The sequence below is a fragment of the Peribacillus sp. FW305-BF15 genome (genome assembly GCF_058783805.1).
Genome location: NZ_JBYSYV010000004.1, coordinates 238746 through 258066, shown reverse-complemented (window position 1 = coordinate 258066; position 19321 = coordinate 238746). Strand labels below are relative to the sequence as shown.

General features: G+C 34.3%; 26 protein-coding genes and 2 pseudogenes. 24 read left to right on the top strand and 4 right to left on the bottom strand.

What is annotated here, in order from left to right:
• Positions 1–103: 103 nt before the first annotated feature.
• Positions 104–601 (bottom strand): YozF family protein, encoded by a 498-nt coding sequence (locus AC3WLU_RS06240; RefSeq protein WP_492596995.1) that lies wholly within the window; start codon positions 599–601, stop codon positions 104–106.
• Between the two features lie 137 nt (positions 602–738).
• On the opposite strand from AC3WLU_RS06240, the gene AC3WLU_RS06235 reads away from it, so the two are divergent.
• From AC3WLU_RS06235 to AC3WLU_RS06140, 20 genes and pseudogenes are all read left to right on the top strand, one after another.
• Positions 739–1236, top strand: a complete 498-nt coding sequence (locus tag AC3WLU_RS06235) for a hypothetical protein (RefSeq protein ID WP_413024782.1) — start codon at positions 739–741, stop codon at positions 1234–1236.
• 173 nt (positions 1237–1409) lie between these two features.
• The gene (locus AC3WLU_RS06230; protein WP_492596994.1) at positions 1410–1586 is read left to right on the top strand and encodes a DUF4083 family protein; all 177 of its coding nucleotides are present in this window, start codon (positions 1410–1412) and stop codon (positions 1584–1586) included.
• A gap of 215 nt (positions 1587–1801) precedes the next feature.
• Positions 1802–2017, top strand: coding sequence for a DUF6366 family protein (locus AC3WLU_RS06225; RefSeq protein WP_492596993.1), 216 nt, complete (start codon positions 1802–1804; stop codon positions 2015–2017).
• Positions 2018–2149: 132 nt separating this feature from the next.
• Positions 2150–2566 (top strand): DUF4362 domain-containing protein, encoded by a 417-nt coding sequence (locus AC3WLU_RS06220; RefSeq protein ID WP_440439745.1) that lies wholly within the window; start codon positions 2150–2152, stop codon positions 2564–2566.
• 209 nt (positions 2567–2775) lie between these two features.
• Positions 2776–3168, top strand: coding sequence for a hypothetical protein (locus AC3WLU_RS06215; protein ID WP_352928138.1), 393 nt, complete (start codon positions 2776–2778; stop codon positions 3166–3168).
• 160 nt (positions 3169–3328) lie between these two features.
• Complete coding sequence (locus AC3WLU_RS06210) at positions 3329–3793, top strand: DUF4179 domain-containing protein (protein ID WP_492596992.1); 465 nt, start codon at positions 3329–3331, stop codon at positions 3791–3793.
• Positions 3794–4042: 249 nt separating this feature from the next.
• On the top strand, positions 4043–4237 hold the full coding sequence (locus AC3WLU_RS06205; protein ID WP_440439738.1) for a hypothetical protein: 195 nt from the start codon (positions 4043–4045) through the stop codon (positions 4235–4237).
• Positions 4238–4552: 315 nt separating this feature from the next.
• Positions 4553–4978 (top strand): hypothetical protein, encoded by a 426-nt coding sequence (locus tag AC3WLU_RS06200; protein ID WP_440439739.1) that lies wholly within the window; start codon positions 4553–4555, stop codon positions 4976–4978.
• Between the two features lie 178 nt (positions 4979–5156).
• The gene (locus tag AC3WLU_RS06195; protein ID WP_440439740.1) at positions 5157–5498 is read left to right on the top strand and encodes a PadR family transcriptional regulator; all 342 of its coding nucleotides are present in this window, start codon (positions 5157–5159) and stop codon (positions 5496–5498) included.
• On the top strand, positions 5495–6268 hold the full coding sequence (locus AC3WLU_RS06190) for a permease prefix domain 1-containing protein (protein ID WP_440439741.1): 774 nt from the start codon (positions 5495–5497) through the stop codon (positions 6266–6268). The genes AC3WLU_RS06195 and AC3WLU_RS06190 overlap by 4 nt, the downstream gene beginning before the upstream one ends.
• Before the next feature lie 180 nt (positions 6269–6448).
• A pseudogene (locus AC3WLU_RS06185) lies at positions 6449–7174 on the top strand (tyrosine-type recombinase/integrase).
• Positions 7175–7367: 193 nt separating this feature from the next.
• On the top strand, positions 7368–7742 hold the full coding sequence (locus AC3WLU_RS06180; protein ID WP_440439743.1) for a VOC family protein: 375 nt from the start codon (positions 7368–7370) through the stop codon (positions 7740–7742).
• 342 nt (positions 7743–8084) lie between these two features.
• On the top strand, positions 8085–8639 hold the full coding sequence (locus AC3WLU_RS06175) for a GNAT family N-acetyltransferase (protein WP_440439744.1): 555 nt from the start codon (positions 8085–8087) through the stop codon (positions 8637–8639).
• 214 nt (positions 8640–8853) lie between these two features.
• A complete protein-coding gene (locus AC3WLU_RS06170) occupies positions 8854–9006 on the top strand; it encodes a hypothetical protein (protein WP_440439736.1) in 153 nt (50 codons plus the stop codon).
• 217 nt (positions 9007–9223) lie between these two features.
• Positions 9224–10231 (top strand): ketoacyl-ACP synthase III, encoded by a 1008-nt coding sequence (locus AC3WLU_RS06165; protein WP_440439737.1) that lies wholly within the window; start codon positions 9224–9226, stop codon positions 10229–10231.
• A gap of 334 nt (positions 10232–10565) precedes the next feature.
• Positions 10566–11123 (top strand): RNA polymerase sigma factor, encoded by a 558-nt coding sequence (locus AC3WLU_RS06160; protein WP_440439774.1) that lies wholly within the window; start codon positions 10566–10568, stop codon positions 11121–11123.
• On the top strand, positions 11108–11875 hold the full coding sequence (locus AC3WLU_RS06155; RefSeq protein WP_440439746.1) for a LolA family protein: 768 nt from the start codon (positions 11108–11110) through the stop codon (positions 11873–11875). The genes AC3WLU_RS06160 and AC3WLU_RS06155 overlap by 16 nt, the downstream gene beginning before the upstream one ends.
• 263 nt (positions 11876–12138) lie before the next feature.
• Positions 12139–12576 carry a GNAT family N-acetyltransferase gene (locus AC3WLU_RS06150; protein WP_492596991.1) on the top strand — a complete coding sequence of 146 codons (438 nt, stop codon included), beginning with the start codon at positions 12139–12141 and terminating at the stop codon, positions 12574–12576.
• A gap of 191 nt (positions 12577–12767) precedes the next feature.
• Positions 12768–12869 (top strand): LPXTG cell wall anchor domain-containing protein, encoded by a 102-nt coding sequence (locus tag AC3WLU_RS06145; RefSeq protein WP_096341107.1) that lies wholly within the window; start codon positions 12768–12770, stop codon positions 12867–12869.
• Between the two features lie 126 nt (positions 12870–12995).
• Positions 12996–13646 (top strand): class I SAM-dependent methyltransferase, encoded by a 651-nt coding sequence (locus AC3WLU_RS06140; RefSeq protein ID WP_492596990.1) that lies wholly within the window; start codon positions 12996–12998, stop codon positions 13644–13646.
• 207 nt (positions 13647–13853) lie between these two features.
• Here the strand turns inward: AC3WLU_RS06140 and AC3WLU_RS06135 are convergent, their stop codons facing one another.
• Complete coding sequence (locus AC3WLU_RS06135; protein WP_492596989.1) at positions 13854–15104, bottom strand: MFS transporter; 1251 nt, start codon at positions 15102–15104, stop codon at positions 13854–13856.
• Between the two features lie 194 nt (positions 15105–15298).
• Here AC3WLU_RS06135 and AC3WLU_RS06130 point away from each other — a divergent pair, with 194 nt between their 5' ends.
• Positions 15299–16153 (top strand): LysR family transcriptional regulator, encoded by an 855-nt coding sequence (locus AC3WLU_RS06130; protein WP_187050084.1) that lies wholly within the window; start codon positions 15299–15301, stop codon positions 16151–16153.
• A 22-nt stretch (positions 16154–16175) separates the two neighbouring features.
• Here AC3WLU_RS06130 and AC3WLU_RS06125 read toward each other — a convergent pair whose 3' ends face one another.
• Positions 16176–16346 carry a hypothetical protein gene (locus tag AC3WLU_RS06125; RefSeq protein ID WP_187050083.1) on the bottom strand — a complete coding sequence of 57 codons (171 nt, stop codon included), beginning with the start codon at positions 16344–16346 and terminating at the stop codon, positions 16176–16178.
• Between the two features lie 85 nt (positions 16347–16431).
• Here AC3WLU_RS06125 and AC3WLU_RS06120 point away from each other — a divergent pair, with 85 nt between their 5' ends.
• The 3 genes from AC3WLU_RS06120 to AC3WLU_RS06110 all read left to right on the top strand — a co-directional run bounded on the left by AC3WLU_RS06120 (position 16432) and on the right by AC3WLU_RS06110 (position 18307).
• Positions 16432–16656, top strand: coding sequence for a hypothetical protein (locus tag AC3WLU_RS06120; RefSeq protein WP_492596988.1), 225 nt, complete (start codon positions 16432–16434; stop codon positions 16654–16656).
• Between the two features lie 183 nt (positions 16657–16839).
• On the top strand, positions 16840–17049 hold the full coding sequence (locus AC3WLU_RS06115; protein WP_034304456.1) for a hypothetical protein: 210 nt from the start codon (positions 16840–16842) through the stop codon (positions 17047–17049).
• A gap of 460 nt (positions 17050–17509) precedes the next feature.
• Positions 17510–18307, top strand: a complete 798-nt coding sequence (locus tag AC3WLU_RS06110) for a fumarylacetoacetate hydrolase family protein (RefSeq protein WP_034304454.1) — start codon at positions 17510–17512, stop codon at positions 18305–18307.
• Positions 18308–18821: 514 nt separating this feature from the next.
• Here AC3WLU_RS06110 and AC3WLU_RS06105 read toward each other — a convergent pair.
• Positions 18822–19321 (bottom strand): annotated as a pseudogene (locus AC3WLU_RS06105) (hypothetical protein); the annotation flags it as partial.

Sequence of the window (19321 nt, the reverse complement as noted above, 5' to 3'; positions counted from 1 at the left end):
CAACTCTAATGAATATTTTGTCATAAAAAAAGCACCTCCAATTGTTAGATGGTGTCTAACAATTGGGGTGCAGTTCAAATAATCGGCCTTTTTGTTTTTCTTGTTATTCAGCAGTGAATGTAAATGTTTCTTTTAAAGGTCTGCCTTCCATCCCCTTTTGAGTCCAAACAATTTCTACTTCGAATTCCGTAGCTTTTTCAGCCAAAAGGAAATTGCTAAATCGATAAGGATACCCATCATTCAATTGTTTTGCTAAAGAAATCGCTCTTTCAAAGTGTTCTTTATTGCATTCCTTTTCATCAGGACAACTAAAAAGTGAAAACTTCGTTGTAGAGTTAGGTTCATTTCTAAACATATGAACTTCTGCAGACAATATATCCTTACCAATGTTATTAACCTCTAAAGAGTAAGTATGAAATTTTCCCTTTTCGGGTTTTACAAACCCCTTACCTTGATCGGCTTTGTCTACTTGAACCGACCATTGTTTCGATGTTTGTTTGATCGGCAATTCATCGAAGGTTAAAGCTTTTGCCTCTAGAGTTGGTACGACTATGTTCAAAAGAAATAATGTAAATATAGTAAGTATCGTTTTCTTAACCATGACTACCTCCTTGTTTTAGTTACAGTTACTTTGCCCAAAATGGAATGGGATATGTTTTAAACTAACAGGTGCTTAATATCAATAAGAAAGGTTGCTGCGGCAACCTTTCTTATTACGGAACTAAAGGGGCAGTTTAGTTGAAGAAGGAAAACACCCAAATCAAATTGTATAATCTAGACAAAGGGGTGATTTGGTTGAAAAGTGTTCCGAAGGTAAGGGAAATATTGCTTGACGAAGAAATAGATGAACAGGAGTTTGTTGATATAATCAATGGCATTTATAAGCAAGACTGTTATATCTATGCCGTTATTCCTGAATGGGAAGAAGAACTATTTAACGAACTTTCAAATGATTTTATTATAATTAATAAATTTCCGTTCCCTCTAACACGCATTTTTCCAAAAACAATAGGGTTTTTAGGATATGTAAAGGATAGTAAGAAACAATATATATACGAATTTTACTTACGGTCTACAACAATGGATTTGCTAGTGTTTTCAGAGGTTGATGTATCTCAAAATTTAAATATCTTAAACAAGAAAAACATTGATATTTACAACATATTTGAATCAAATAATATCCCTCACATAACCATTGGTCCTGATGGTCAATGGCTAAATATAGTTGAATATTGAATCATTCCTTAATGAACTAACGGGTGCGTTAGCTGAAGATCGGAGCTGTCTTAAGGCAGCTCTTTCTTTATGCAACTAAAGGGGCAGTTTAGTTCCATAAGCGAAGTGTTAAAGAACTGTGTAGTAAAAAATATGGTACACTAACACCAGTAATTGTAAAGGTAGGAATTAATATGAATATTGGCGATATGTTATATCAACTAATTTTCCTTATTTTTATATTTGGAATATTTTCTGGTGTGTTTTTTCTTGTTCGTTCTCTCGTTACTAAACAACCAAGCAAGTCAGAAAATATCGAACAAAAGCTTGATAGAATTATTGATTTACTTGAAAAGGATAAGAAAAATTAATCTTTTTCTCTTTTGGCATTAATCCTTACTGCACTATTTATTTCAACTCTACAATAAGTCTTAATGAACTATGGGTGTGTTAGCTGAAGATCGGAGCTGTCTTTAAGACAGCTTTTCTAATGGAACTATCGGGGCAGGATAGTTCAATAAGGGGAATGGTTATTTATGGTAAAATATAAAAGAATAGTTGTTTAATTTATAGGGGGTTGTTTTAAGTGCAAGAAAACAAAGAAACTCCTGAACGAAAAAGAGAGAGATTAAGACAAGAAGAATTAAAAAGAAATCCGACTGGTAGTTTGAATGATGCTTTTAATAAAGCAAACAGTGGCGGTCTTGCTGATTTAGTAGGAAGTTTAGGTTGGAAAGGTACGGGAATTCTCATTGTTGTAATCATTATTGGCTTTATTTTTGTATCACTTTTCTTCAAGTAACGGATGCGTTTAGCTGAAGATCGGAGCTGTCTTTAAGGCAGCTCTTTTCTTATGGCACTAACGGGGCAGGTTAGTTCCATAAGTGAAACCTTAAAACAATTTATAACGTCATATAAATAAAGGGGGGAGTTTATGATAAGATATTTAGGTTTTATAACTGTCAGCATAATGTTTTTGCTTATAGTTGGTTGTGCCAATATAGAGACTGATTCAAAAAAATTTGTTCCTTCTGATACTGATATTGTGAATAGAAATAATGGTGATATTAAAAACGAAATTAGGTTAAAAGAATTTATCAAGAATACAGAAACAGGGAAAAAGGATAGTATTCGTGTGGTTGCTTACACAAAGGAAGGAGACCCAATACTAACTGATTTAACATATAACGGAGAGCAGCTTGAAATTACTGAGGATACCACTAGAGATGAGTACGGTAGTGGTGAAATTAACACATTTGGATGCGAGAAAATTTTAGTTGAAGGAAACAAATACTCTATCATTGGTTGCCAAGGTTACGAAACACCTTATTACTTAGCAGAAGGTAATTAATGTGATTATCGACTGTGTAATCCTCAACGACCCTCTATCACACCTTGATTCGAGTACATCCTTCTTCAACTAACGGGTGCTTTACTTCAATAAGAGAGTTGCTTTGGCAGCTCTTTTTGTTATGGAACTATCGGGGCAGTTTAGTTGAAGAAGGAACTTTAACTTTATGGTATTATTTAGGAAAGAGAATTGTTGTTAGGAGGACAGTAATGGGTGGTTCGCTTGTCTTGAAAATTTTGTTGATACCGATTGTTGGCATTGGTCTTTATATTACATTTAAATATATTAGACCAATGGTACCAATCCCGGGGTTTACTGTGTACAAATCCTCTGGGATAACAGTGGACTATCCTTCTGTTGATTTAGAAAATAAAGAAGTTATTGGAACAGTTTCGTTTAAAGATAAGAAACTAATGACGGTAATTGTAAATGTACAATCAAATTATGTTAAGGTTGAAGGCAGTGTTGAGAATACTCGTAAGGGTCAAATTGATAGTGACTATATTGATATGGTTAAAAACCAGGCTGAATTTTTCATTGAAAACAAAATAAGTAACCCTAAAAAGTATTATGAACAGTTTATAGAAGCTGATCCTTCTTAAACTAACGGGTGCGTTAGCTGATGATCGGAGCTGTCTTTAAGGCAGCTTTTTCTTTATGCAACTAACGGGGCAGTTTAGTTCTATAAGAAAATAAAAGTATAAAAAGGTTGCTATAGAAAAAGCTATCCTAAAAGGATAAAAACTAAAAGGAGTGACCAAGTTGTCCAAAAGAACTTTTAGAATAGGAATAGCGATATCAGCTTTAATAACAATATTTATGTTTTGTTTTACAAATTTAAATGATAAAACATCGGCTAGCCAGATTGAAAGAACATTAAAGCCTATAAATAAATCAGTTATTGATAATGGTATAACATTTACAATTGGTGATGTTGTAAAGGATGGGCACGAACGAATTGGTCTTGAATATCATATAAAATCTGAAAAAAATCTTAAATTTGATGTAACGAAAGACAGGATTGTTGATCCAGACATTTCAATTAATGGGAAACGAATTAATGCTGTTTTTAGAGTTCTTAACGCTGAAAAGATAGGAAAGAATCAGTATAGAGGTGTAATAGAAATCCTTCCAGAAGAAGAACTGCCAAATCATTATGATGTAAAATTTAATCTTGATGCAGTGTTAAACCAACTGGGTCAATGGTCAATAAATTTTTCTTTGTGAATTAATGTCAGCATTTAAAGCTGGCTTTTTTACTGTAATAGTATGGACAATAATTCGTTATGTCTTAATGAACTAACGGGTGCGTTAGTGTCATAAGAAGGCCGCCAACTGGCGGCCTTTTGAATGTGAGATTATTGATTATTACCATTATCCTACTTTCGAATTCAAGTAACCCCCAATTAACCGGTCGGTTTAATTGAAGAAGATATTGTATAATATTGATATATTTAATATTTTTGGAGGTCTGAAATGATTAACGGTGGAGATGGATTATTTGCTCTTGTAGCTTTTTTACCTATTATTTTTTATTTAGTTCTTACTGTTTTTGCTATTTATTTTGTAATTAAGGTAATAAAGTTCATGAATGAAAAAATAAAATTAGACAAAGAAAAAAATGAGAAGCTTGATAAATTAATTAAGGTCAATCAAAGTAAACAAGATTAAATGATTTTATATTAATTCAACAAACGGGCGCTTTTCTTTAATAAGAAGGCGTCTTTTTGTATTGCACCAGATTCTAGAACAACATATTTTAGGGATTGGATTATGTTAAAGTTTAGAAGAGATTGTGAAGGTTTCTACTTAAACTAACAGGTGCGTTAGCTAAAGATCGGAGCTGTCTTTAAGGCAGCTATTTGTTATGGAACTAAAGGGGCAGGATAGTTGCATAAGAAGTAGTAAAATAGAGTTGATAAAAGATTGTAATTCCTCATCCTATATTTCTTATAAATGGTACAATTAGGAAAAAGAGGTGTGAGTATGAGGAAATTATTATGGAGTTTAAGTTTGGTTGTCATCATTGTGGCGTTAGGGGGATGTTCAAGTTCCTCTAAAACTTCGGGTTCTCCTGAAGCAAAAGTTGTTGGCTATCAAATGGTACAGAAAAACGGTGTATTAAGTGATAGAAAAGGTATATCAGAGAAAGATGATGTGAAAAAAATTGAAAACATTACGGCAGATGTAAAATTTGATAAAACAGCATCAGTTAATAAAGAAAGCAAAGAAGATGCTGTATTTTGGTTTATAGACCAGGATAACAAGGAAGGGCAAAAATATAAGGTGTGGTTCGACGAAAGTGGTTCTGCAGACGTGCAGGATGAAAAGCAGGTATGGGGCGTTTTGGAAGGGAAAGACGGTGAAACATTATCCTCTATTTTCAAACTTCAACTTAATGAACAGAAATAAAGAATAGAAAAATATTAAGCTAACAGGTGCTTAGTTCAATAAGGGAGGTTGCTGAAGCAACCTTTTTGTTATGGAACTAAAGGGGCAGTTTAGTTGAACAAGGGACGTGTATTTTTTAAAATTAGTACCTTGCATTATAGAGTAATATAAATTATATTGGTACAAGGAGGTGGGGAAAATGGAAGTGAATAAGGAAGTTTTAAAAGGACATATTGATACGTTAATTCTTTCACTTTTACATAGTAGGGATATGTACGGATATGAACTAGCAAAATTAGTTCGAGAAAAGAGTAATAATCAGTTTGAACTTAAAGAAGGGACGCTCTATTTGTCATTAAAGCGTTTGGAAAAAAATAAATGGATTTCGTCTTACTGGGGTGATGAACAAGGTCCTGGAGGAAGGCGAAAATATTATAAACTTACACCACTCGGAGAAACAGGTTTTGAGGAAAAACGTAAGGAATGGGAGTTTGTTAAAAACATTATTGATTCGTTTTTAGAAGGGAGAGAAAAACAATGAAACAAATTGATGAATTTGTGAATTCAATATATGCAAATGTTAGTGGAAAAGAAGCAAAAGAAATGAAAGAAGAAATGCAAACGCATTTAATAGAAACTGTCGAGGAATTAAAAGAAGAGGGGAAAAGTGAACAAGAAGCAATTTCTATTGCTATCAACCGTTTTGGTGATAAAAATCAAATTACCAAAGGATTGCTTGATTTATTTAAAGCACAAAACAAAATAGTTAAAATCCTATATCGCATCGCGTTTACTTTTTTGATTATTGGCTTAGGAATTTTAATAAGTTTGATAGTAAGCGACAAATTAGTTGGCGATAAACAATTAGAAGTACAAGATACACTTAATTCTATAATTAATATGCCAGGAGATAAAGAATTATCAGAAGCTGAAAAAAATCAAATTATTTTAAAGTTCCAGGAGATAACTGATGATAAATTAGTGAATTTTTCTTTATATAAAAAGCCAGAAGGAACTCCAGAAATTATTGATCGTGGAGATTTCCCAAAAGTTTATAGTGAAATGAAGGAAGTAATAAAATACGGACAGACAGGTAATTGGTTTTTCTCAAATGAAAATAAAAATTGGTACGCTGAAGTTGGATATATCGGTGCAGAAGGAGTAACCCTTTACGCACTTCCACTTCCACCTAGTTCCTATTACCTTATTCCATATAGTTTTATTATTATCTTTATAGCTTTAGGACTTTTAGCTTTTATGTTAAAACGAAATTCAAATCGTAAAATGCTAAATATTTTTTTAAAAGATTAATCTACTATTCTTGTTCAACTAACGGGTGCGTTAGCTGAAGATTGGAGCTGTCTTAAGAGAGCTTTTTCTTCTTAGACTAACAGGTGATACTGTTTAATGAAAACTCTACTAATCTAGTATAATAGTTATTCTTTTGACTATACTGACTATTAATACGGTATAGATTGGAGAGAAACAGGTATGATCTTAACTGATGTATGGGGTTTATATAAGGCAGATAAGCAAATCCAAGGTTATTCTCAACAAACATTAAAGGCCTATTACGTTCAATTTAACTTGTGATTTATTAAATCTTTATTTAGATGGGCTCAGGATGAAAATTTAATTAATGGAAATCCTGCTTCCAAAATCAAGGAACCAAAATTAGAGTTAAGGGTACCAAAATACTTGTCTGAAGAGGAAATTGAACATTTGCGGGAAGCTTGTCATACAACATTTGAAAATGCTTTATTTGAGTTTATGTATTCTACAGGATGCAGAATTGGTGAAGCAATAACTCTAGATAGGGCCTCAATCAATTTCTCTAATCAATCAGCAATCGTTTTAGGTAAAGGGCGTAAAGAACGAGAAGTATACTTCAATACTCGTTGTGAAATATGGTTGAAGCGATATTTAAGTGAGCGAAAAGATCATGAGGAAGCACTATTTGTGACAACACGCGCACCCCATCGAATGAGTATTTCTCAAGCGAGGAACATTATAAAACTGGTAGCAAAGAGAACGGACATTAAAAAGAGCATTCATCCCCACCAGCTTAGACATAGTTATGCCACAAATTTATTGAATAATGGAGCGCCTCTAGAAGTGATTCAAAATTTAATGGGTCATGAAAAAAGTGAAACTACAAAAATTTATGCATATCTAAGTGGTGCAATGCGGAGAGACTTGTATAGAAAGTATTTTTAAGGGACCAAGGGTCCTTTTTATTTTGTTCTTAATAAACTATCGGGAGAGTTTAGTTGAAGAACAAAAGATTTATTTCCATAAGGAGGACTTATGGTTATAATTAACAATTTTAAATTTCCTTATCATTCCAATTAGCGTAGAATTGGAAATAGCAAAAGTAATATCCATTTGAAGTCAGAGGAGAAGGATATAAATGCCTTATATTTTTAAATCAATTGACCATATTCAGCTCGCTGCTCCTAAAGGTAGTGAGGACACTGCAAGAAAATTTTTTAAGAATATTTTAGGTTTTGAAGAAGTTGAAAAACCTGAAGAATTAAAGAAACGTGGCGGGGTTTGGTTTGAATTTGGAAATTATCAAATACATATAGGAATCGAAGAACCATTTTATCCAGCCAAAAAAGCACATCCTGCTTTTGAAATAGAAAATATAGAGGAATTAAGAAAACATCTGGTAACAAACGGTATTGATGTTATGGATGACGATAAACTTCCAGGTGCTAAAAGGTTTTATATTTCCGACCCTTTTGGTAACCGTATGGAATTGTTAGAGTGGATTAATAGGTAAACACTTTCTTATTGCATTCTAACCATGCCAGGAGCTGATCAGCAGCTCCTTTTGTTATGGAACTCTACAAGTAGGGGGCGAACTGTTTAGTTGACGGGGTCCAAGCCCCACGGGCAGGAACGTTCTACCCCGGCTACCGTTATCATATATCGATATATAAATTGTTCAACCAGAAATAACTGGCTGACCTTTATAATACGAACGGGGCAGGTTAGTTGAAGATTGAATACGTTGCAAAAAAGGGATTATTACTGTTAAGGCGAATAGTTAATAATTGGATTTATTTTGAAAGGGAGAGATTTTAAGAGTTAAGAAAAGACGTAATTAGAAAGGTTGTTTTATTTGAACAAATTTGACTGCATTTCAGAAACGGAAAGATTAGTAATAAGACCATTAAAAGAAGATGATTTTAAAAATTGGCTTAGCGAATTTAAAAATAGGCTTCCATCTCAACACAGGTATGATCAAGGGAAGATTGATATGAGTGAATGTACAGAGGAATGGTTTACCAAATTAGTGGAAAAACATCAAGAATTAGCAGTGAATGATATAGCATATGTTTTTGGTGTCTTTAGGAAAGAAGACGGTACACATCTTGGAACGATAGACTTCTCCACCTTAGAGAGAAATGACTTTCAATGGGGTAGGATAGGTTACACTATACATAATCAATATTGGAGAAATGGTTATTGTAAAGAGGCAGTAAAAGAAGCCCTTAATATCGCCTTTAAAGACTTGGATTTCCACCGAATAGAGGCTCATATAAACGTTGATAACACACCTTCTTATAAGTTAGCAGAGAATGTAGGAATGGAGTTTGAATGCTTAAGAAAAGGATTTATTTTTGAATTTGGTGAATGGACTGATAATCTGGTTTATTACATAAATTCCAAATAGAAAATTCTTCACCTACGAGGTTCGGTAGTTGAGATCTGGGGCTGCCATTTGGTGGCCTTTTTGCTTAATGAACTAAAGGGGCAGAATAATTAAACAAAGATTGAGACCTTGCTGATGGATTAATATATGAAGTAAAGGAGTGTCAAACTATTTATTGCAACAAGAAAATTGGATTATAATTTAAATTAATATTGAGTTATTGGGAGTTAGACAGATGAAAAATAAAAAAATAAAAAAAGAAAGGCAGAACGGCTTTTTTAAAGAAATCCTAATTGAGCTTAGGGATTCAATCTTATTTGAAGTGGCTTGGCACATCTTAATGTTTATACCAAGAATGATGATTCTCTTAATAAAGAACATTTGGTGAAGTGGTTAGTCAGAATAGAGCTAACGGTGCTTTAGCTGAAGAATCAGAGCTGTCTAAAGGCAGCTCTTTCTTTATGGAACTATCGGGGCAGTTTACTTCAATAAGGAGTAAGTGTTTTAGAAAAAAAAGGAATTTAAATTGATTATTAACAATATAAATTGTTATAATTAGTACCAGGTATTAATACTAACTTCTAATAAATATATGGGGTGAGCGTATGATAGGGGCGAGAATAACAGCTATCGGGACATATGTACCAGAAAAAAAATTAACAAATTTTGAACTTGAGCAAATGGTCGAAACAAATAATGAATGGATTATTCAAAGAACCGGGATTCATGAACGAAGAATAACCCGTCCTGATGAATTTACCAGTGATTTATGCATATCTGCAGTAAAAGATTTAATGCACAGATATAATAAAGAAGTCAAAGATGTAGATATGATTATTGTGGCAACAAGCACACCAGATTTACCATTCCCATCTGTCTCAAGTATCATACAGGACCAATTAAATATATCCCAAACAGGTGCCATAGATTTAAGTGCAGCGTGTGCAGGATTTGTTTATGCAGTACATACAGCACACAGTTTAATTTCTTCTGGGCTCCACAAAAAGGTACTAGTTATTGGAGCAGACACACTCTCAAAAATTACAGATTATACGGATAGAAATACATGTGTTTTATTTGGTGATGGTGCTGGTGCGGTATTAGTTGAAAGAGATGAACAATCAAAAAGTTTCATTGGATTCCACCTAGGAAGTGATGGAAGAGGAGCACAACATGTATATCGACCTGGACTATCAAAAAAGATCAATGGGATTGAGTTAATAGATACTCAATATCTTGTACAAAATGGTAGAGAAGTTTTTCGATGGGTTGTAAGGAATGTTCCTGAGAGTATAAGACAGATATTAGAAAAATCAAAAACGAGTTTAGATCAAGTTGATTGGTTTATCCCTCATAGTGCTAACTTAAGGTTGATAGAGCCAATTTGCGAAAAATTAGAATACCCAATGGAAAAAACGCTTTATAGCTTAGTCAACTTTGGAAATACCTCTGCTGCAACCATTCCTTTAGCTCTTGATCTTGGAATCCGTAAGGGAAAAGTCAAAAATGGAGACCGAGTTCTTATGTACGGATTTGGATCTGGATTGGTTCACGCTGGACAACTTTTAGAATTAAATTTTGACGAACAAATTAATACTCCTACACCGTTGTGATGTATTCTAAGTAATCATTTAGATAAACAGAGAATATTTTATGACGCATAAACTTTATCCTCGAGAAAGATTGTGAAACATTCTACTTAAACTAACGGGTGCGTTAGCTGAAGATCGGAGCTGTCTTAAGGCAGCTCTTTCTTTATGCAACTAAAGGGGCAGGATAGTGTAAGAAGGCTACTTATTTGGGTGTCTGTTGAATATATGACCATTAGCAAATCAGACATATAAATAAGGTATCCTTAGTTTGTGATAAATAATTGTTTAAAAAATGAACCGTATAACTCTTCAATGGTAATAAGTAGGTGAGAGGGGGACATTTAAGGTGAATGAAATGTCGTTAATTCATAAAGCAATACAAGGAGATGATAATTCCTTCAACTTCTTGATGAAACCTTATATGAGACAAGCTCAACAAACTGCTTATTTGTTATTGTTCGATTATGCTCTAGCAGAAGATGCAGTCCAGGAAGCCCTTATCCAAGCTCACTCATCAATAAAAAGGTTTGATAATAAAAGAGCATCATTTAAAACCTGGTTTAATCGTATTGTTATTAATTGTTCACTAAAATTAAAAAGAAAACAACGATTCACTATTCAATTACAGGATAAACACGAAAACAATGATAATCCCGAAAAAGAATACGAATTAAAAGAAGAGGACCAATTTCTAATTGATATGGTCAAAACCTTAAAGGGAAAATATCAGGCTGTAATTGTGTTGCATTATTTTCAAGAACTCACTATTTCAGAAATTGCATTAACACTAAATATCCGTGAGGGGACAGTAAAGTCAAGGCTTTATAATGCTAGAAAAAAACTAAAGCAAGTTATTCTCTCAAATAACTCATTTTTATGGTTAAAGGGGGATTTTTTATGGAAAGAAAATTGAAAGAAGCATTACAAAGTGCTGCAAATCAGTATGAGTTTACTGAAAATGTGAATATAAAATCAGTAATAAATAAAAAGGGTAAAAAACAATTAAAAAATGTATTTAAGTGGAATTATGCTGTTGCTTCATTGTTGATAATGACAGGTCTAATGGTAGGAATGTGGAATATTCCTACCGTAAAAGCAGCAATAAGTGAAACAATTGAAAAAGCTATAAACTTGGTTATTTCGGGTAACTTTTCAGATATACAAAATAATCTTAATAAAATGCCTCCAACCTTAGCATTTATGGGTGTTGAAGTATCCCCTGATGGCAGAAAACTTACAACTTATTTATCAGGAGAAAAGGAATTTAAAAAATACGAAAATGGAGATTACACCGTTTCAGATGGGAAATTAGTAGGACAATTTGATAAAGAAAAAAACACATTTACCATTCGGAAAAATAATCGTTCATCGCAATCATTTGAAGAGGAACTTTTTAAAGGAATGGATAAATCAAAGATTCAAAAACTTGGATCTGATTCCTTTTTAGGTAGAACAGTTGATAAATACCTAATTGAAGGGAACACAGAACTCTGGTTTGATCAAGAAACCAAGCTTATCTTAAGAGAAATCATTGTAAATGGTGATCAACGAGTTGAGGATTCGAAAGTAATTGATTTTAAGGTTAATGTAGAAGTTAATGCCAATTTCTTTGAAGTCAAACCACCAAAAGGTGCCAAAGTAATGCAAATGAACGATTTTTATTAAAAAATGGGATGTTAGTGCAGAAGAAAAGGCCACCAAATTGGTGGCATTTGATTTTGCACTAATTTGCATTTAAAAATACCCTTATAGAACTAACGGATGCTTTACTTCATTACCAGGAGCTGATCAGCAGCTCCTTTTCTTATGCAACTATAGGGGCAGTTTAGTTGAACAAGAAATCAAAGTAATTATAGACTTTGGAAGAAGAATATTGGGATATTATGCTAAACTTTATAAAAGGATATTGAAAGGACTCGACATTATTAATGGATATTAGAAAACCTAACGATTCGGAACTCAATAAGATTATATTACTTTCTCCACAAGCTGTATTTGATGGCACATTGGGTGAAGTAAAACCTACAAATGAAAAAATCAAACATCTTGTTGAACCTCTATTGGAAAAGGGAAGCTATTATTTAATAGCAACAGAGAGGGATAAATTAATGGGATGGATTCTTATAGGGGCAAGTAAAGATCAATTTACTGATAAGATGAGTGGATTTATTTATGAACTATTTGTTATAGAAGAATTTAGAGGGAATGGAATTTCTAAACGGTTAATGAAAACTGCCATTGACCATTTAAGACAAGATGGATACTCTGAAGTCCGCCTCAGTGTATTTGCAGAGAATCAAGCTATTAAACTGTACGAAAAAATGGGATTTAACATTAGGGCAGTTACTATGAGTTTGCCATTATAAGCAACGGCTTCTTTCACTAATGGATGCTTTACTTCAATAAGGGGGGTGCTACGGCAGCCTTTTTCTTATGGCACTAAAGGGGCAGTTAGTTTAATAAGACTTTTAGAATCAAACTATCAGTTGAAACCTTTTTAGGGAAAATCTTGTATATAGATTTAGGGAAATGTTTTTTAGAATAGGAGGAACAGGTCATGTTAGGGGATATTATATATCAAGTTATTGTTTTCGGAGGTATAGCATTAATTTTAGGTGTTTTAGGTTATTTATTTTTTAAGAGGACCAAGAAAAGCTAATTAAATTTCTAATTCAAGTATCGTATAGTTCTGGATAGTGTATTTTGAAATAGCCCTGAATTATTAGTTGAAACGATATCTGAAAATTTTATAGAAAACAATACTTTAACAATCGGGGGTGACAAAATGAAACAAAATATATGGGAAAAAGAATATAGAAATGTTGAGAGTTTATGGGGTTTCAATCCTAATAGTATCTTATCTCAATATGTTGAAATGCTTCCTGAAAACGGAGAGGTTTTAGACATAGGTATTGGAGAGGGAAGAAATGCCCTTTTTTTTGCTAAACAGGGATTTGCTGTTGAGGGTATCGATATTTCGGAAACAGCAGTAGAACGATGTTTGGAACTTTCGAAAGAGCACAATTTAAATATTAACGCTAAAGTTCAAGATATTACTTCTTTTGAGATTGAACCAAATAAATATTCTTTAATTATTCTTTCTAATGTACTCAATTTTTTTCCTGATAAGGATATTAAAATTATTATCGAAAAGGTGAAAAATGGGTTGATTAAAAATGGGTTGGTATATATTAATGCCTTTGATGATAAAGAACCAGGTAGAAAGAAAGCTCCAGAGAAGTATGAGCAGTTAGCTGAGCATACGTTTTATAATGAAAGTTTAAATATGTTTCTTCATTATTTTACAAGAAGTGAATTAGAAGGCTTTTTTGCCGATTATAAAACGATAAGCTTGTCCGAGTCTTACTCTATGGACATTTCGCACGGTCAACCTCATTTCCATAGCACATTAGAAATAATGTCACAAAAGTCCTGAAAAAAAGTTAACATTCTTCTTACACTAATAGCTGTGTTAGTTCCTGAAAAGGGCCATCATTTGATGGTCTTTGGAATTTAAAAAAATATCCTTAATGAACTAACAGGTGCGTTAGCTGATTAAGGAACACAAAAATGATCAATCCTATTAATAGTATAAGGGCATGTTTTGATTAATCTTTTTTCAAAACATGCCCTTTCTATTTATTCATTTATCAAGGTTGTTTGTATTAATTTGATCAAACTTTGTGGTGATCCCATGATCCATTCTTTTTTTTATTTTTACTCTGTATAAATTAATCGCTCCCAAAGCTACAGATATTCCGGCCAAATATAGAGCATGTTGATAACTGTTCAATAGATTAACGACTAAACCGAATAAAGAGGGTGCTATGACTATGAATAATTGATTTAATGTCAATGCTGAACTCACCGTTAAACCTATAAAACGTGAATCCGATTGCTCTGTGATACAAGCAATAAAAATGGAATACCAACCAATGGCTACAAAACCCAAAAGAAAACAAAATAATAGCATCAAGATTTCCATTTCAACCGTCAGGATGAGTGGCAGCATCACTGTAAGAATTACGGTAGCAGCCATAACAATAAGCAATAATCTTTCCCTTTTACCTTCAAAGAATTGATCACTCGCCCATGCGATGACTACCCGTCCAACCATACCACCTATTAAAACGACGCTTAAATATTTTCCTGCCTCTGTTAATGCATAGCCCCCTTCGTTATGCAAATAACTCATAAAATGCCCAATGATAATCATCTGTAATGACATCATCACAACACCCACTATATACATCGGATATAGCTCTTTATTATTCTTGATGACACTCATTTTCTCCTTGAACCCGACCGAGGTTGATCCCGTTTTACCCGTTCTTTCTGGTTCGTTATATAATATTAGGAAGAGCAGCCCTCCCATTATTGCTACGATCCCTTGTACTATATGTACTGATGACAAATTGAAATGATAATATGTATAGGATAAAACTACAGAGGCTAGAGATCCTCCAAGCGGTATTCCCGTCTGTCTTATCCCTAGAGCCAGACCTCTATGTTCGTTTGGAAACCATTTTACGATGGCCGTGCTTCCACCGGTTTGAGCACTTCCGTACCATATACCAACCAACAATAATAAAAGCAGCAATACAATATAATCATTAACAAAAACTAGCGTTAAAGCTGAGAGGCCCAATAAAATGGTCCCCCACCCGATAATGTGTTTTTCCCCTTTTTTATCCATCAAGTAACCGAATGCCAGCATTGAAAACATCGGACCAATATTGACCGCTGAAACAATGAAGCCTGTTTGAAGGGGTGTTAAATTCCATTCAATTTGATAAAATGCAGCGATGGGTCCCATGCCATATGTCACAAAGGTTGCTGCAGTTTGGGATAACGTGGCCACCAATACGATTAACCATTTATAATATGTATGCATTAAGAAATTCTCTCCCTATGCTTGATGTATCGTTCAATAATAATTCGGTGGGATAAATTCTTATTTTTAGCTTCTAGCATTATCTAGTCTCCCTTACTTATTAACTAACTAGAGTTTACTCTGACTGCCCAGAAGCGTAAAATGGAGGAAAATGATAGGGTTCATAAATTTTTTTTATAGGGTGTGCCAACTATATGAACATCAAAGAAATAGCATTGAAAATTGAAATATTAAACCGTCAAAATTTAAGTAAGTCTGCAGAAATCACGAACTATACTCAATCCGCCCTTACGGCTAAAGTGAAAAAAATAGAGTCGGAAATTGGGAAACTTGTTTTTAAACGCACGCCCCAAGGATTGAAAATCACTAGCGTAGGAATACAGTATAAAAACTATCTTCAACTTATTTCACAAGAGTACGAAGAATTTTTACAAAACATTGGTGCCATTCAAACTAACTCTAAAGTGGATTTTGGCACATCACATACAACCTTGAAAATCTATGGTGCCCATATCGCGAATACTTTGAATATGAAGAACGACATTCAAATGGATGTGGATTTCACCGTAGATTCCAGTAATGCCATAAACCAAAAAGTGCACAATTCTGAATTAGATTGTGCACTCATTAGTGAACCTATTAAGAAATATCCCGACTTAACTTATGACATCGTTGCATCCGAAACATTCGAGATCATTTCAAGTAAGGACCATATCATCAATTTTGATTGGAAAACACCTATTACATTGCTCGTATTGAGTATAGGTTGTATGTATACAAGAGCTGTGACCGAATGGCTTATGAATAATCAAATACCATATAAATTAAAGGAAATAAAATCAATCAGCAGTATCCAAGATTTTTTGCAAATCAGTAATACCATTGCAGTATTGAATACTAAGCTTATAGATTTATATAACTATACAAACATTCACTTTTACAAATTAAGCTTTAACAATGTCATTAATACCGTTTTCGTTTATAAGATGAACGACGGCGAACAGAACAATATCGTACAAGTCAAAAATATTCTGAAGACGATTGGTTAATTACAAAAAAGAGGTTTTATCTTTAGAGTTGCTTTTTGGCAGCTCTTTTTCTAGTGGTTTGTTCGTTTTTCTCTCCCCATAATTCAGTTCCTTCATAAAAATATACAGCTTCCCAATGTTCGCTTTCTCCTGTAAATTGATAATTATACTCAGTCATTTCCTCCGAATTAGTATCTTTTTTAGTGGTTTCCAAATTAGTGGTATCCGAATTAAAATCCTTGTTAATGCTTCATTCTAGCAAAGATAGCTATGAACTTGTATTAAAATATAAGGGGGCTTTGAAAGAGTTATCTTCCATAAAAAACCTGGAATATACCTATGAAACAACCACTTCAAGCGGAACTAAAACTGAGGCATACAAAGAGCCACCAAGTGAAAAAGTATTTACAATTAGAGGTGGATCAGAAAATGGAGCAATAATAGGTGAAGGCGAAGTTATAAAAGTAAATGTAAAATGGGATGGTTCTGAAGAGTCATTTCAATTGCATAATAAGGCTAAGTGATTTTGTTGAACTAACGGGTGCATTTCCAGGAGCTGTTCAGCAGCTCCTTTTGGTTATGCAACAAACGAGTTGTTTGATTGAGTGCCGGCTCATGTTATAATGAATAACTTACGAAAATTACTATTTTTGAACGGATGCCTAGAAAAGCCTCCGCATAGCGATAAAATATGGAGGTGTAAGAGAATGAATAAACAATGGACGATTGGTCAAATTAAAGAATTTGTTGAGAAGAATTCGGAAAGTAAGTTGCTGACGACGGAATATCATGGTTTTTCTCAAAAGTTACTATTTAAATGTACATGTGGAAGCAACTTTGAAAAAACATTTAAGAAATTTAAAAATAATAACCAACGTAAATGCGATGTGTGTCAACCGCCTAAAGCGACTCGTTAACATATACAAAGAAACGAAGTGCTGAATTTCTATTAAAGAGAAGTTGGCCCTTTTTCTTATGGCACTAACAAGGCAGGTTGGCTGAAAAGGGACGAATTACCAGTACAAAAGTTTTGATATTTTGAGATAATCAATAAGCAATAAGTCTTTAATAGACTGGATTTGTTTAGAAAATATTATACAAGTTTGGGTGTAAACATTTCATGGGGAATGTACTACTGGGGCTGCCAATCGGAATATGTATTGCAGCCTATATAAGGCAATGGACAGATAAAATTATAAAAAATGATAGGTTCCATAAAATACATAGTTTCTTATTGAACTAAAGGTCTGTTTAGATGAAGATGGAATCGCGGCGAGAGCTCTTTTTTCCCGTAAAAGAACAGGCATGTTATAGTATAGTAGAACCGGATTTTATAATATCTGTGGTAATCTTAATCATCAAAGGAGTTTATTCATAATGCATGTGCTACAAAAAACACAAAAAATAGTTCGCTATCAGAATCAACAGGGCAATATACATTACGGTATTGTTGAGGATGACATGATATTACAACTGTCTAGCAGTTTTGCTGAACTTGTCAACAAGGAAATAAAGTATGACGGGGTCGAGCTGAAATATAGTGACGTGAAAATCTTGGAACCTGTAAAACCTTCGAAAGTGGTTAATTTCGGCTGGACATATGCAGGTCATGCGAAGGAAACGGGTGGAGAGGCAAATCTTGTTGAACCATTCCTATTTTTAAAGCCATTATCTTCGCTTATTGCAGACAAGGAGAATATTATCCTTCCTCCAAACGAGCTATCCAATCAAGTGGAACTTGAAGGGGAAGTGGCCCTTGTCATTGGAAAGCGCGGAAAAAACATTAAAGAAGAAGATGCGCTTGATTATGTATTCGGCTGCACGATATTTAATGACGTGACAGCAAGAGATCTTACAAAAAAAGATCCACAGTTTACGCGGGGCAAAGGATTTGATACATTCGGACCTTTGGGACCATGCATCGTTACCGGGGTAGATCCTACAAACTTAAGGATTGTGACCACTTTAAACGGCCGCGTCGTCCAAGACGGAAATACCAATGAAATGTCTCTAAGCATTCCATTTTTAATCAGCTGGCTTTCACAGGTAATGACACTTGAGCCCGGTGATATTTTGGCCACGGGTTCACCATCTGGCAGCTGCATGATCAAGTCGGGTGATGAAGTCGTTGTTGAAGTCGAGAATATCGGTCGGTTATGTAATGGTGTCCAGTAGGATTTGCTGGAATTCTTAATACGTTAAAAAAGATCAGAGCTGCCTTTAAGGCAGCTTTTCTTTAATTAAGGACATAATGGATGATAATTTGTTGAGTATTTAAATGGAGGAATTACGATCAGTCTTTTCAGTGTAGTAATCATAAATGGTATGTAAATATTTTTTGGTTAACATGGCTTGTTATACGAATAAAATTTAATATGTTTTTACGCCTGAAGCATTCCTTGAAATCACTAATTCAATGTATTATCCCAACCAAACCAAAATAGAAATCTGTTATTAAACTACCATTAAAATAAACATCCCTACCTCCAAAAAATGACAATACCAAAGAAGAACCACGGGTGTTAATTGAATAACGAAAGAGCTGTCTTGATTGACAGCTCCTAACTTCAAAAATGTCTGTGGGCGTAATGCGATTGGGCGATACCCTCCAAAAGAAAGACATCGCCAGGCTCAAAAGGTTAAACCACATTACACAAGAATATTTATATCCCATAGTTGTCTTTTGATGCTATCTTTTTTTCGGCCCTTTTTTCCCTTTGGCACCTTTGGGGCCCTTGCCATGTTTCCCCTCACCGGTTCCCGCTGAATCTCCTTCTTTTTGAGGACCTTCATCGCCTTTAGGTTCCGACAGCTCCTGGGTTTGCACTGACTCGGTGGAGGATGTACCATCTTTCGGTCCTTTTTTCCCTTTGGCGCCTTTGTCCTTTTTCACGTCACCAGTTCCCGCTGAATCTCCTCCATCATGAGGACCTTCATCGCCTTTAGGTTCCGAGAGCTTTTCGGTTTGCACTGACTCGGTGGAGGCTGTGCCATCTTTCGATCCTTTTTTCCCTTTGGCGCCTTTGTCCTTTTTCACGTCACCAGTTCCCGCTGAATCTTCTCCATTATGAGGACCTTTATCACCTTTAGGTTCAGAGAGCTCCTCGGTTTGCACTGACTCGGTGGAGGCTGTGCCATCTTTCGGTCCTTTTTTCCCCTTTTTCCCTTTGGCGCCTTTGTCCTTTTTCA